At 39.5% G+C, this 14,111-nt stretch carries 12 protein-coding genes; 10 read left to right on the forward strand and 2 right to left on the reverse strand.

The features are described from left to right. Positions 1 to 9 precede the first annotated feature (9 nt). The 7 genes from atoD (at position 10) to AC2TFD_RS03295 (ending at position 7,713) form a co-directional block, all read left to right on the forward strand. Positions 10 to 669 carry an acetate CoA-transferase subunit alpha gene (atoD, locus tag AC2TFD_RS03265; protein ID WP_335515559.1) on the forward strand — a complete coding sequence of 220 codons (660 nt, stop codon included), beginning with the start codon at positions 10 to 12 and terminating at the stop codon, positions 667 to 669. Further along, entirely contained in the window at positions 669 to 1,328 is a 660-nt protein-coding gene (locus tag AC2TFD_RS03270) for a 3-oxoacid CoA-transferase subunit B (protein WP_335515556.1), read from the forward strand. The genes atoD and AC2TFD_RS03270 overlap by 1 nt, the downstream gene beginning before the upstream one ends. A gap of 341 nt (positions 1,329 to 1,669) precedes the next feature. Next, positions 1,670 to 3,106 (forward strand): GntP family permease, encoded by a 1,437-nt coding sequence (locus tag AC2TFD_RS03275; RefSeq protein WP_335515552.1) that lies wholly within the window; start codon positions 1,670 to 1,672, stop codon positions 3,104 to 3,106. Between the two features lie 43 nt (positions 3,107 to 3,149). Beyond that, positions 3,150 to 3,926, forward strand: coding sequence for a 3-hydroxybutyrate dehydrogenase (locus tag AC2TFD_RS03280; RefSeq protein ID WP_335515549.1), 777 nt, complete (start codon positions 3,150 to 3,152; stop codon positions 3,924 to 3,926). 98 nt (positions 3,927 to 4,024) lie between these two features. Then, positions 4,025 to 5,437: a sigma-54 interaction domain-containing protein gene (locus tag AC2TFD_RS03285; RefSeq protein ID WP_335515546.1), complete on the forward strand. Its 1,413-nt coding sequence runs from the start codon at positions 4,025 to 4,027 to the stop codon at positions 5,435 to 5,437. Between the two features lie 425 nt (positions 5,438 to 5,862). Continuing rightward, positions 5,863 to 6,921 (forward strand): aldose epimerase family protein, encoded by a 1,059-nt coding sequence (locus AC2TFD_RS03290; RefSeq protein ID WP_335567379.1) that lies wholly within the window; start codon positions 5,863 to 5,865, stop codon positions 6,919 to 6,921. A 36-nt stretch (positions 6,922 to 6,957) separates the two neighbouring features. Continuing rightward, the gene (locus AC2TFD_RS03295) at positions 6,958 to 7,713 is read left to right on the forward strand and encodes an NRDE family protein (protein ID WP_335512704.1); all 756 of its coding nucleotides are present in this window, start codon (positions 6,958 to 6,960) and stop codon (positions 7,711 to 7,713) included. Between the two features lie 76 nt (positions 7,714 to 7,789). Here the strand turns inward: AC2TFD_RS03295 and AC2TFD_RS03300 are convergent, their stop codons facing one another. Together AC2TFD_RS03300 and AC2TFD_RS03305 are read right to left on the reverse strand one after the other, a co-directional pair. Beyond that, positions 7,790 to 7,966, reverse strand: a complete 177-nt coding sequence (locus AC2TFD_RS03300) for a DUF3934 domain-containing protein (protein WP_335512702.1) — start codon at positions 7,964 to 7,966, stop codon at positions 7,790 to 7,792. A gap of 54 nt (positions 7,967 to 8,020) precedes the next feature. Further along, positions 8,021 to 8,263, reverse strand: coding sequence for a hypothetical protein (locus tag AC2TFD_RS03305; protein WP_335512700.1), 243 nt, complete (start codon positions 8,261 to 8,263; stop codon positions 8,021 to 8,023). Positions 8,264 to 8,544: 281 nt separating this feature from the next. Here AC2TFD_RS03305 and brnQ point away from each other — a divergent pair, with 281 nt between their 5' ends. The 3 genes from brnQ (at position 8,545) to AC2TFD_RS03320 (ending at position 13,808) form a co-directional block, all read left to right on the forward strand. Continuing rightward, positions 8,545 to 9,876 carry a branched-chain amino acid transport system II carrier protein gene (brnQ, locus tag AC2TFD_RS03310; protein WP_484674970.1) on the forward strand — a complete coding sequence of 444 codons (1,332 nt, stop codon included), beginning with the start codon at positions 8,545 to 8,547 and terminating at the stop codon, positions 9,874 to 9,876. 72 nt (positions 9,877 to 9,948) lie between these two features. After that, positions 9,949 to 11,151 carry a helix-turn-helix transcriptional regulator gene (locus AC2TFD_RS03315; protein ID WP_335567381.1) on the forward strand — a complete coding sequence of 401 codons (1,203 nt, stop codon included), beginning with the start codon at positions 9,949 to 9,951 and terminating at the stop codon, positions 11,149 to 11,151. 533 nt (positions 11,152 to 11,684) lie between these two features. After that, positions 11,685 to 13,808 carry a glycoside hydrolase family 3 protein gene (locus tag AC2TFD_RS03320; protein ID WP_484674971.1) on the forward strand — a complete coding sequence of 708 codons (2,124 nt, stop codon included), beginning with the start codon at positions 11,685 to 11,687 and terminating at the stop codon, positions 13,806 to 13,808. Positions 13,809 to 14,111: the final 303 nt, after the last annotated feature.

Raw genomic sequence — 14,111 nt, forward strand, 5'->3', positions numbered from 1 at the left:
TGCTGTTACGTGAATAAATTGATTTCGTTAAAAGAAGTCCCTTCTTTTTTTTATGATGGCATGACGATTATGGCAGGCGGCTTTATGGGAGTTGGTACACCAGAAGACCTAGTGAATGCCTTGCTAGAAGCAGACGTTAAAGATATAACATTGATCGCAAATGACACCGCTTTCAAAGAGAGCGGCGTAGGACCGTTAATTGTAAACCATCGAGTGAAGAAAGTGATTGCTTCACACATTGGTACAAACCCTGAGACTGGCCGGCAAATGATTGCAGGTGAAATGGAGGTTGAATTAGTTCCCCAAGGTACACTTGCTGAAAGAGTTCGTGCAGGCGGCGCAGGTCTAGGCGGAATCCTTACTCCAACTGGAGTAGGAACCGTTGTCGAAGATGGAAAGGAAAAGCTGACGGTAGATGGGGTTGAATACTTGCTTGAAAAACCACTTCGTGCAGAGGTCGCTCTTCTTAAAGCATATAAAGCCGACAAATCTGGGAATTTGGTTTACCATCGCTCAGCCCGCAACTTTAATCCTTTCATGGCATTGGCAGCAGATCTCGTCATTGTTCAGGTCGAAAAATTGGTGGAAGTTGGAGAAATTGATCCAGATGATGTTATGACACCGGGAATCCTTGTAGATAAAATATTTGTTCAGGGAGGTAGTAACTAATGATTGCAACATTAATGAGTCCAAAACAAATGATCGCTGCGCGTGTGGCAAAGGAAATGAGAGACGGGGATGTAGTAAACTTAGGAATCGGCTTGCCAACAATGGTGCCAAGCTACTTGCCTGATAGTGTAAATGTTATTCTACAATCGGAAAATGGTTACGTTGGATTAGGTCCTTTAGAGGGAGAGATTGATCCCGATTTAGTAAACGCAGGTGGACAGCCATCGGGAATCCTTCCAGGTGGTGCATTTTTTGATAGCGTTTTCTCTTTTGAGTTAATTCGCGGCGGGCATGTGGATGTAACGGTCCTTGGGGGACTTGAAGTTGATGTTAAAGGAAACCTCGCAAACTGGATGGTCCCAGGAAAAATGGTCCCTGGTATGGGCGGTGCGATGGATTTGGTTACCGGAGCAAAGAAAGTAATTGTCGCCATGGAACATACAGCCAAGAATGGTTCTTCTAAAATTCTAGAAGAATGTCGATTACCACTGACTGGTAAAGGGGTAGTAGACATGATTGTAACGGAACTGGCAGTCTTTCGTGTAACAGAAGAAGGACTCATACTTGAGGATCTTCAAGAAGGTGTTGACCTTCAAACAGTGAAGGAAAAAACAGAAGCTTCATTTACGATTAGCTCAACGATGTTAATACCAGCATAGTGATTAAATGGTCAAGGTATCACAACAATTGCTTAATTGGAAAAGAAATAGAGAAATAAACCATTCCGTAAATACGGAAAATTCCGGTTTTGCGGAATGGTAAATACTTAAAATTCCGTAAAACCGGAATTTTAGCTAAAATCGGATTCTGTTAGGATCTAACTTATTTTCTTTTAATTACTAGTTAAATAGTATAATAAGGGAGAATTTTCTTATTATTTCGAACTTAATACAACTTGGCACAGAAATTGCATTTATAAACATGTAAGCATTTAGTGAAAACGCTTACTAAGGGGATGTGTTTTGGAAGCTTACAAAAATAAATGTATAGGGGGATTTAAATGGATTTAATTATTATTCTATTGGCGCTCGGACTGTTAATGTTTGCCGCCTACCGTGGTTTTTCTGTCATTTTATTCGCACCACTATGTGCCATTTTAGCTGTTGTACTAATTGATCCAAGTCAAGTTTTGCCGTTTTTCTCTGGAATATTTATGGAAAAAATGGTCGGATTTATCAAATCTTACTTCCCAGTCTTCTTATTAGGAGCGATCTTCGGTAAGGTTGTTGAAATGTCCGGGATTGCTGAATCCATTGCAAAAACTATTGTTCGTATGCTTGGTGCAAAACGCGCAATGTTAACGATTGTTCTACTAGGTGCAATCTTAACGTACAGCGGTGTAAGTTTATTCGTTGCCGTATTTGCGATTTATCCGTTTGCTGCGCAAATGTTCAGAGAAGCAAACATTCCAAAAAGACTTATTCCAGGAACGATTGCTCTTGGTGCATTTACATTCACGATGGACGCATTACCGGGAACGCCGCAAATTCAGAACGTTATTCCCATCGCTTTCTTCAAAACCGACATTTATGCAGCACCAGTCCTTGGTATCATCGGTGCCATATTCGTCTTAACCCTTGGTTTATTGTATTTGGAAATGAGAAGGAAAAAGGCTGAAAAGGCTGGAGAAGGCTATTACGGCTTCGGTGAAGAGAATGCTGCTGCTTTAGCAAAAGATCTAGTTGAAGAAAAAGAAGAAGGAAAACCTGATTTAACTTCAAATCAATCGGTTTTAAGACAAATTTTAGCCTTTGTTCCACTTATCCTTGTAGGGGTAACCAATAAACTATTTATTACATATATCCCTAAGTGGTATCCAAATGGCTTTGATTTTAAAGCAATAGGTTTACCGTACACAATCGACGTAACAGCGAATCAAGCAATTTGGGCGATTGAAATGGCATTAGTTGTCGGTATTATTTCTTCTCTTTTATATGATTGGAAACGAGTAACACATAAATTTAAAGAAGGAATCAATCAAAGTATTGGCGGTTCACTTCTTGCAACCATGAATACCGGTGCTGAGTATGGTTTCGGCGGCGTTATTGCTGCACTTCCGGGATTTGCAAAAATTAGTGATGGAATTTCTACTACGTTCACCAATCCGCTTGTAAATGGTGCTGTAACAACAAGTACACTTGCCGGTGTTACTGGTTCTGCGTCTGGCGGTATGGGAATTGCATTAGGTGCCATGGCTGATCAATACAATAAAGCAATTGCTGCAGCTAATATTCCGCCTGAAGTTATGCACCGTGTTGTTGCGATGGCTTCCGGCGGTATGGACACACTTCCACACAATGGTGCGGTTATTACCCTTTTAGCTGTTACAGGCTTAACACACAAGCAATCCTATCGCGATATTTTTGCCATAACGATTATCAAAACTGTAGCTGTTTTCGTTATTATCGGAATTTATTCACTTTTTGGTCTGGTATAGAAGGAAACAATTTTCAATAGAGTTCGAATATGGAGGTTTTAATATGTTAGTAGGAAAAGTAGCGTTTATAACTGGCTCTGCAAGTGGAATTGGTTTAGAAATCGCTAAGACTTTTGCACAAGAAGGAGCAAAAGTGGTCATTTCTGATTTAAATCAAGAAAAAAGTGATATCGTTGCAGGGGAATTAAGAGATCAGGGGTATGAAGCATTCTCTGCCCCATGTGATGTGACCGATGAGGAAGCTTTCAAGGGCGCTCTTGAGTCTGCACACAGCAGGTTTGGCAGAATTGACATTTTGGTTAATAACGCTGGCCTTCAGTATGTTTCTCCAATTGAGGAATTTCCTACTGAAAAATTTGAGTTTATGATAAAAGTAATGTTGACAGCTCCGTTTATTGGGATTAAGCATGTATTCCCGATTATGAAAGAACAGGGCTTTGGAAGAATCATCAATATGGCTTCTATTAACGGTGTAATTGGGTTTGCTGGAAAAGCTGCCTACAATAGTGCCAAGCACGGAGTTATTGGTTTAACAAAAGTAGCTGCATTAGAAGGCGCAACACACGGTATTACTGTCAATGCCCTATGCCCGGGTTATGTGGATACGCCGCTTGTTAGAAACCAGCTGAAAGATTTATCGATTACAAGGAATGTAAGCATAGATCGTGTAATCGATGATGTCCTTCTAACGCTTGTTCCTCAAAAAAGGCTTTTAGCTGTATCTGAAATTGCGGATTATGCATCTTTCTTAGCAAGTGAAAAAGGAAGAGGAATAACAGGTCAAGCCGTAATTCTCGATGGTGGATATACTGTCCAATAAAGTAAAAATCCTGGTCGGAATTTCCGGTCAGGATTCTTTTATTAAAAGCAATACCACTTTGTTATAATGGACAAATAAAACTACTAGGGTGAAAAGATATGAAACTAGGAATAGAAAATATCCCTCATCACTGGATTGAAGAAATTGTGAATCTGGCGGGTGAGCGCATTGTCGTTGTAGACCGGGAAGGGATTATTCTTTATATCAACGCAGCTTATTGTGAATTTTTAGGGACCACCGTCGAAAAAGCAATCAGAAGACCTGTTCAGGATGTAATTGAAAACTCGAGGATGCATATCGTTGCCCAAACTGGAAAAGAAGAGCTTGCCTCCCTTCAGCCCATTAATGGCAGTGAGATGATTGCCAACCGATATCCGCTTATCATTAATGGTGAATTAGTAGGAGCAGTGGGAACGGTAATGTTCCGAAATCCTGAGGATTGGTTATTATACAAAAATAAAATTCAACATCTCGTTGAAGAATTGAATTATTATAAAACAAAAGCAGAAAGAAATAGTAAAAGCAAATATTATTTTAGTCACCTAATTGGGGATAGCCCTTCTTTCACTGCAGTCAAGAAATTAGCGGAAAGAGTTTCTAGCAGTCAGTCAGCGGTTTTATTACTTGGAGAATCAGGTACGGGGAAAGAATTGTTTGCTTCTGCTATTCATAATAACAGCACGCGTGCATCTTTTCCTTTTGTTCCAATAAATTGTGCGTCTATTCCGGAGCATTTACTGGAATCTGAATTGTTCGGATATGATGAAGGCGCTTTTACAGGGGCAAAGAAAGGCGGTAAGAAAGGCCACTTCCAGTTGGCCAATCGTGGAACGATTTTTCTTGATGAAATCGGCGATATGCCGCTCGCGATGCAAAGTAAACTTTTGAGAGTCCTGCAGGAGCGTGAAATCCTGCCAGTCGGCGGTCAAAAACCAATTGCGGTTGATGTCCGCATCATTGCAGCAACACACCGGAATTTAGAGAAAATGGTAGAAGAGGGGACATTCCGTCAGGATTTATATTATCGATTAAATGTTATAAAAATAGATATCCCCCCGCTAAGAAATCGTGATGGGGATGTTGAATTAATTGCCATCAATCTTTTGGAGAAATTAGGCAGGAAATTTTATCGCAAGGGTATAAAATTATCTCCTGAAGTTGTAGAGAGGCTTAATCAGCATAAATGGCAAGGGAATATTCGAGAGCTGGAGAATGTTCTAGAAAGGTGTATCAATGTCTTGGATGGAAATATAATCGAATTGGTACATTTACCATTATATTTACGAGATGATGAAATCATAGATATTCCTAAAAAACAAAACGGGCCTGAAACAGTCCATGATGCAGCCCTCCCTGTTCAGCCATTAAAAGCGACACTTGCGGAAGTGGAAAAACAAGCCATCCTTAATGCTTTAACGGCTGCCAATGGAAATAAGCAGGAAGCGGCCAAGCTTCTCGAAATTGGAAAAACAAGTTTTTATGAGAAATGCAAAATTTATGATATTCATTAAATTTAAAGGCAGATTTCCATTGGGATTCTGCCCTTTTTCGCGATGGGTAATATAAAGGAAACTTTGGAGTGACCGAAAGCTGGTAGAAAGAGAGAGTTGGGTAAATGCAGAGGTGCTGGAGTGACCGAAAGCCGGTAGAAAGAGAGAGTTGGGTAAATGCAGAGGTGCTGGAGTGACCGAAAGCTGGTAGAAAGAGAAAGTTGGGTAAATGCAGAGGTGCTGGAGTGACCGAAAGCCGGTTGAAAAAGAGATTTGGGGAAATGCAGTATACACTGCTGTTTACCGCTATTTTAGTAAAAGTATAGTAAAAAATGGATGCAATTTTCAGAATCATTTAAAATGAAGGAAAAGGTACAACGACAGACGAAGGATGGGCTATGAATAACAGAAAGGTTACCTAAGTGAGTGATAATGGAGTGAAATAGATGAAAATGACAGATACATTATTTGGTCATACGAACGATGAGCCAGTGATGGAGTATACCCTTGTTAACGATTCAGGAATGAGTGTTTCTTGTTTGAATTACGGTTGTACCATCACGAAAATATTAGTTCCTGATCGCTGTGGAAACATTGAAAATGTCGTGCTTGGATTTGATCAATTCTTTGATTATCTAGATTTGTCCCCGTATTTTGGATGTGTTGTCGGGCGAGCAGCTGGCAGGATTCGTAATGCAGAGTTTACGTTAGATGGAGAATCCCTCCAACTGACAGCTAATGAAGAGCCCAACCATCTACATGGCGGAAAGAAGGGCTTTCATTCCGTCATATGGAAGTCGGAACCGATTGAGACGGAGAGTGCTGTTGGTTTAAAATTTTTCTATCGCAGCAAGGATGGCGAAGAAGGCTATCCAGGAAATTTAGACACGACGATTATTTACCTATTAAATAATCAGAATGAGCTCAGCATTACCTATGAAGCCCGTACAGATCAAAAAACAATCGTCAATTTAACCAATCATTCTTATTTTAATTTAAGCGGTAATCTAAAAAGAGATTGTTCCGAGCATGTCCTTCAATTGGACGGTGATCGTTTTTTAGAGCTGGACTCAGATTTAATTCCTACTGGAAGATTGCTAGAGGCTGCGAATACCCCTTTTGATTTTAAGCATGGACGTTTGTTAAAATCAGGAATGAAATCCTCTCATCCACAAAATGTACTCGCTGGCAATGGTTACGACCATCATCTGGTTTTTTCAAAAAAAGGTGAAAATACAGTGGTGTTAACGGACAAAGAAAGTGGAAGGACGCTGCTAATGACAACAGACCAGCCATGTGTGGTCCTTTATACAGCTAATCATCTTGAAGGTCTTTATTCTATATCTGGTGTCCGAGCCAGGAACTACTTAGGCGTGTGCCTTGAGACGCAAGGGCTTCCTATCGACTTTAACCAACCCCATTTTCCTGCCACCTTGTTAAACCCAGATGAAGTATACCGTTCTACAACAACCTATCGCTTTTTTTCCAAGACAATAGGTGTTTAATATGTGCCTACAATTTTTTAGAAGGTAGTGAATGTCATGTGTTTAATACTATTTGCATACAAGGTAAATCCCAAATATAAGTTAATGGTTGCAGCGAATCGCGATGAATTTTACCTGAGACCGACTACTCCTGCACACTTTTGGGAGGATGCTCCTGAGATACTGGCAGGGCGTGATCTAGAAAAAATGGGGACATGGATGGGAGTTACAAGAAGCGGTAGATTTGCGGCGTTAACGAATTATCGAGATCCGAATGAAGTTACCGAGGGAAAACGTTCCCGTGGGGAACTTGTAGCAAATGCACTTCAGTTTAAAGGAGATATAAAGGATTATATGCAGGGGTTAGCTGGAGAGAATGACTGGTATCCTGGATACAATTTGCTGGCCGGGGATGGGGATGAGCTGTTTTATTATTCAAACGTTGGACGTGAATTAAAAAAATTAACCCCAGGGATTTATGGAGTCAGCAATCATTTATTGAATACCGATTGGCCAAAAGTGCAATCAGGCAAGGATGGACTAAGTACAATCCTAAGTAATGATAATGAAGATTTGCTAGAACCACTGTTTACACTCCTTCAAAAATCAGAGCTGGCGCCCGATGAACGGCTGCCGAAAACAGGCGTTTCGATAGAATGGGAAAGAATGCTTTCCCCGATGTTTATCAAGAGTAAGAACTATGGGACAAGGAGTTCAACACTTTTATTGCAGTCTGAAACAGAAATGGTCTATGCGGAACGTGTCTTTACAGACAATGAAATAAAGAATCAAAACTATACACTAAAACTGTGATAAAAAACGAATCAAACGTTTGATTAGACTGGGTGGTAAACTAATCAAACGTTTGTTTAAACCATATTTAATACAATTAGGTCTCGGTGGTACCAGGTGTGTCTCCGCTTGGTTGTTCAGACTTTGCTCTTTTAACGCCTTTGCTAACATAAGGTTTAGCATTTTTTGCTTTTTTAGCACCAGCCTGCCAACGATTCCATCCCTTCTTACCTGTTCCTCTTCCTACTCCACTCTTTGCTTTTGCTTTCGGCATATAATCACTCCATCATAATTGAAGATTAGGCTGCGGGTGATTTTAAGAGAAAAGTTATTGAATCTCGTTTCCGAAAAAGCCCAATGCATATTTAATGCCTTCTTCAATTTCATTTGTATCATAACCTTGTAAATCCTCATGTGTAATTTCTAAAGTTGTTCTAGATAATGAATACCCGCTGTCCAAATTGATATCAAGAAGGACCTCAAATCCATTCACTGTGTTTTTAATTTCAATAATATCATAATCAAGAATAGGTGCACCAGTTTGATATTCCAATGGTTCTAATTCTGACATCATCACACCTCCAACTTTTGCATATAAGATTCGAACATAGGTTATGACTAAACCGAAAATTATAAACAATTTTTTTACCATTGTTTTATCCAAAAAAAATTCTTGACAGGCTAGTTGTAATTATCGATTAAAAATTCTTTGCAGTTCAGCATGATATTCTGTATATTAATATAGTTAATATTGTAACAATTTATTGAATTAAGGCTTTTTTGTTTAAATAAATTATTATTTAAATTAGGAAATTGAGGTTTTCCTTTTTATATAATCACCGGAGGGTTTTCATGGAACGGAAATTACCATTTAAAGAAGTAATCGCATTAGGCTTTTTTATGTTCGCACTCTTTTTAGGAGCAGGAAATATCATTTTCCCGCCATTACTGGGACAGCAAGCTGGTGACTCCCTTTTGTCAGCGATTATTGGATTCTTAGTAACTGGTGTAGGACTGCCTGTATTGGCTGTGTTCACGATAGCAAGATCGGGCGGGGACTTGGATGACTTATCCAACAGAGTACATCCCGCATTCGCGAAGGTTTTTCCAGTTATTATTTATTTAACGATTGGGCCGTTTTTCGGAATACCTCGAACCGGAACAGTCACCTATGAGATTGGGGTAGCTCCATTCTTACCAAATGACAGCAGTTTCGGCTTATTTATATCCACACTCATATTCTTTTTGATAACCTTTTGGATTGCGCTTAATCCAGCAAAGCTAGTGGATCGTGTAGGGAAAGTTCTTACTCCGCTTCTTTTACTATTAATTATTATTATTTCAATCAGAGGATTTGCTTCACCGATTGGACCGATTGGTGAGGCAGCAGGGAAATACAAAGAGGGAGCGTTTTTTGGAGGGTTTGTTGAAGGGTACCTGACTATGGACGCCATCGCTGCTCTTGTATTTGGAGTAGTTGTCATTAACCGAGTAAAAGAAATGGGGTTTAAAACAGCACCGTTTATTCGCTCTTATACCATTAAAGCAGGAATCATTGCTGGGTTGGGACTATCTTTTGTCTATATCTCATTATCTTATATTGGGGCAACCAGTACAGACGCAATTGGAATTCAGGACAACGGCGGAGCCATTCTCTCATCGGTAACGTCGCTGCTATTTGGTTCTTTTGGGTCCGTTTTACTGGCAGGAGTTATTACTGGGGCCTGTTTAACAACCTCCATTGGTTTGGTGGCTGCTTGCAGTGAATATTTAAGTCATCGGTTTAAAAAACTTTCCTATCCTGTTGCCGTTACGATTCTCTGTTTCTTTAGTTTTACGATGGCAAATCTAGGTTTAAGTCAATTAATTTCCGTTTCTATTCCGCTGCTCATCATGATTTATCCGATTGCGATTGTCCTAATCCTATTATCTTTATTACACTCCTATCTGCCAATGACGAGAGCAATCTATGTGGGCGCCATTGTTGGTGCAGGACTGGTTAGTGTGTATGATGGCTTAACCGCAGCTGGCTTTGAGATTTCTGCTATTTCTTCTGCTTTAGCTTTTATTCCGCTTTACTCGAATGGACTAGGATGGCTGCTGCCAAGTGTCGTTGGGGGATTACTGGGGCTGCTTTTTCAATATGTTAAAACCCTAAATGGTATGTCGTCAACGTTCCGTTAAGGTAAAATAAAATAAAACAACAAGGGCAGTGGTTTTCACTGCTTTTTGTTTTATTTTAAAAGGATGATGAAAGTGGATGAACTGTTAAGTAAATGCCGGCTTATTAAGAATGCTTTTAATATAGATGTTCAAGTAGTAGATAAACAATTTCAAACGATTTATCACCTATCAAATGATAGTGAACCTCTTATTTTAGTAGAAGCTAGAAAAGCAATCTATTCCGATCTTCAAAAAGCATTAGGAGAGGCAAATAAAAATAGCTTTTGTTTTCATACAGACTCTTTCCAACTATCGTATCTGGCAGTTGCCTTGCATGAGAATGACCAATTTCAAGGAATGGTTTTGGTTGGACCTTTCCTGAATGAGCGGGTCACGGACTTATTCTTATGGAATATTTTGAAGCACAATCGATTAGATCATAATTGGTTTAATCCTTTGGAGAAGTTTTATAAATCATTAGCCTATTTGGGGCAATCGTACTTAGCCATTAGTGAATTGTTAGTAAATATCGTTGTGAACCCGCGTGTTGACTCTAAATTGATGACGGTGAAAGGTGAAAACGCACCATCTCAGCCGGTTGTACAGCCGCAGGACTATTCTCAAAGCGGTATGGATGTGAAATTAAGATATGAAGCAGAAAGAATTTTTTTGCATTTTATTGAAATAGGAGATAAGGAAAATGCCTTCAAAGCATTCCTTGAATTTGCCGGTGACTTTTCATATCGAGTTCCAGGCAATCCTTTACGCGCAAAAAAGAACCTTTCTTTTTCAAGTAACACAATGTCCAGGCTGGCAGCGGGTAGGGGAGGGGTGGAACCACAATATTTACATGCAATTTCGGAAAAATTTGCCCTTAGGATCGAAGCTGCAGTGGCAATGTCGGAATTAGACGCGATTGAATTCAATATGATCGAAGAGTATTGCGAAGCGGTTCAGAATTTTACCGTTAAAGGCCATAGTCCCGTTGTCAGGGAAGCATTAATGGAAATAAACCTTTATTTTAAGGAACCCATAACAGTGCAATCGATAGCAGATAAAATTGGATTTAGCCGGAACTATCTCGCTCGGAAATTTAAAGAAGAAATGCAGATAAGTGTAATTGATTATATCCATAAAAAACGAATCGAGGAGGCTGTTTTTCTTCTTGAACAAGGGCGGTTATCCATAACGGATATAGGAATACAAGTGGGGTTCAGCAGCTATAATTATTTTTGTAAAATATTTAAAGATGTAAAAGGAATAACAGCTACAGAGTATAAGGGAATCAAACAATAAAAGAGGCACATGGGCATTGTCATGGCCTCCTTGTTATTTTTAAGAGGTGATTAGACAAGGAAAGCATGAAACTGCTTTATGATGTCCGAAGATGGCAGGACTTCGGACAAGGTCAGTGTGAATTTGCTGATGAATGTCCGAAGATGGCGGGACTTCGGACAAGGTCAGCGCGAATTTGCTAGAGGATGTCCGAAGATGACAGGACTTCGGACAAGGTCAACGTAAAATTGCTAGAGTATGTCCGAAGATGGCAGTACTTCGGACAAGGTCAGCGCAAATTTGCTAGAGGATGTCCGAAGTTGCTGGCGCCAATGATGGAACAAGAAAACTCAATCTAAATTCTCAATAAATTTGTATAAAAGACAATGAATTTGTACCTATTTTTTTAAAAAATTATTGGGAGAAGTGTGCAATTTTATATAAAAGTTTTCATTATTGGGTGTGGAACCGGATTCAAATTGTTAATATGAATCTGTAATAAACATTCAGGACAATCTATTTAAGTGGACTGATTAAGTTTAGGAGGCCTTGATTTGGAAAATAACCAACAACAACCGAATTTAGAAGTCAGAGTCAAAAAGATCATTGAAGTAGATGGATTAAAGTTTAAAGATTTAAATAATAGCGGGAAATTAGAACCTTATAAAGATTGGCGATTAAGTCCAAAAGAACGGGCAGAAAACCTTGTTTCCTTAATGAACCTTGATGAAAAAGTCGGCATGATGCTGATCAATACCCGTAAAATGGGCCTTTCCCAAGAAGATAAGAGCAAGACAAGTCATGATGGTCTTCTAGATGAAGCAATCGTTGAAAAAGGTGAAAACATTTTTGCAACTTCAAAAATCTATGGAACGACCCATACGATTGAAAATATGCATTTACGTCACTTCATTCATAGAGACAATCATAGCCCTGCCCAAATGGCAGAGTGGATCAATAAGATGAATGAATTATGTGAGGAAACACGTCTTGGGATTCCTTGTTTAATGGCATCTAATTCACGAAATGAAAATGGTGAATCCATTTTCGGTATGAACGATGCGGTGGGTATTTTCTCTACATGGCCAGGTACTTTAGGACTTGCTGCTGCAGCGAAAGGCGATATCAAAAATGGCGGCGACGCCTCATTAATTAGTCAATTTGCAAAAATTGCACATGACGAGTGGGATGCGACTGGAATCAGAAAAGGCTATATGTACATGGCGGATACTGCTACAGATCCTAGATGGCAGCGTACATATGGTACATTTGGGGAAGATCCAGAGTTTATTTCAGATGCAATTGGCCGTATCATTGACGAATTCCAGGGAAAAGAGTTAGGAAAGAATAGCATTGCTATGACAACTAAGCATTTTCCTGGCGGCGGTGCAAGGGAAAATGGATTCGATCCACACTATGAAGAAGGAAAATGGAACCTATATCCAACCCCTGGAAGCTTAGAAAAATATCACTTACCGCCATTTAGAGCAGCGGTTGAACACGGAACTTCTTCAATTATGCCATATTATTCAATCCCACGTATTAATAAGAGCACGGTGCAAGAATTCGAGGGTGAGGATATTCCATTTGAAGAAGTTGGATTTACGTTTAATCATTATTTCTTACAAACTATCCTTAGAGATAAACTAGGATTCAAAGGCTATGTAAATAGTGACAGTGGAATTGTTAATAAAATGGCATGGGGCCAAGAAACGAAAACTGAGGCGGAACGTTTCGCAAAAGCAGTTAATGCTGGTACAGACCTTGTTGCCGATACAAATGATATTGAAAATCTTAAAAAAGCAATCGAAAATGGCTGGATCAGTGAAAAGCGTATTAACGAAGCCAATGTACGTTTACTAGAGGAAATGTTTACATTAGGATTATTCGATGATCGTACGTATGTTTCACCAGAACAAGCTACCCAAGTAGTTAGCACGCCGGCTCACTGGGAAGCTGCTTATCAAGCACATCTAAAATCAGTAACTGTTCTTAAGAATTCAAATCAAACATTACCTTTAACAGCAGAAAAGCTAAACAATAAGAAGGTTTATGTTGAAGTTTTCCATAAGGATCCAAAACTTGCTGATACTTACACGGAACAAGCAAGGAAAGAATGGAAGGAAATTGGAATAGCTGCGTTGACTGAAAATCATGAGGAAGCGGATGTTGCGGTATTGATGTTACAGCCAAAATCCGGAAACTATTTCCAGGCAACACCTGGACTGTTAGAACTTGAAATGGTTGAGGATAAAACACTAAAAGCTTTAGATGGTTCTGAGTATCAAGAAACAACGTTGAGCCGTTTGGATCATTTAAAGGAAGTTTGTGATCATATCCATAATCGTGACGGGAAAGTCATTATGAGTGTGAATATCACATTGCCATGGATTCTTGGAAATGTGGAACCATTAGCTGACGCGTTAGTAGCTGGATACGATACTTTCTTTAAGCCGCAATTTGAAGTCATTGCAGGCCAGTTCAAACCATCAGGTGTCCTGCCGATGACATTGCCAGCAAGTGAAGCAGTCATTGCGGTTGATGAAAATGGAGACTGTTTCTCAAGAAACGATGTCCCAGGCTATGACAAAGACAAGTATATGCCTGAAGGAACTTCCTATGCATATAAAGATAGCGATGGAAATGTCTATACACTTAACTATGGACTAACTTATTAATCGTACGAAAAAGCGTTAAACCCTTGATTTTGGGTTTAACGCTTTTTTTGCTATGAGATGAGTTGATTTTCATGAAGATTTTTATGAAGGACAAAACTCATTAATAGATCTCGTGATTTGTCCTTCATCGACCTTATGAAGGACAAAACTCATCGGAAGCTCTCGTGATTTGTCCTTCATCGACCTTATGAAGGACAAAACTCATCGGAAGCTCTCGTGATTTGTCCTTCATCCACCTCATGAAGGACAAAACTCATCGGAAGCTCTTGTGATTTGTCCTTCATCGACCTTATGAAGGACAAA

The organism is Neobacillus sp. plas4, from assembly GCF_057221695.1.

Coding starts and splice junctions, on each gene's coding strand:
- AC2TFD_RS03270 (WP_335515556.1), top strand. CDS start 669: ATGATTGCAACATTAATGAGTCCAAAACAAATGATCGCTGCGCGTGTG.
- AC2TFD_RS03275 (WP_335515552.1), top strand. CDS start 1,670: ATGGATTTAATTATTATTCTATTGGCGCTCGGACTGTTAATGTTTGCC.
- AC2TFD_RS03280 (WP_335515549.1), top strand. CDS start 3,150: ATGTTAGTAGGAAAAGTAGCGTTTATAACTGGCTCTGCAAGTGGAATT.
- AC2TFD_RS03285 (WP_335515546.1), top strand. CDS start 4,025: ATGAAACTAGGAATAGAAAATATCCCTCATCACTGGATTGAAGAAATT.
- AC2TFD_RS03290 (WP_335567379.1), top strand. CDS start 5,863: ATGAAAATGACAGATACATTATTTGGTCATACGAACGATGAGCCAGTG.
- AC2TFD_RS03295 (WP_335512704.1), top strand. CDS start 6,958: ATGTGTTTAATACTATTTGCATACAAGGTAAATCCCAAATATAAGTTA.
- AC2TFD_RS03300 (WP_335512702.1), bottom strand. CDS start 7,966: ATGCCGAAAGCAAAAGCAAAGAGTGGAGTAGGAAGAGGAACAGGTAAG.
- AC2TFD_RS03305 (WP_335512700.1), bottom strand. CDS start 8,263: ATGTCAGAATTAGAACCATTGGAATATCAAACTGGTGCACCTATTCTT.
- brnQ (WP_484674970.1), top strand. CDS start 8,545: ATGGAACGGAAATTACCATTTAAAGAAGTAATCGCATTAGGCTTTTTT.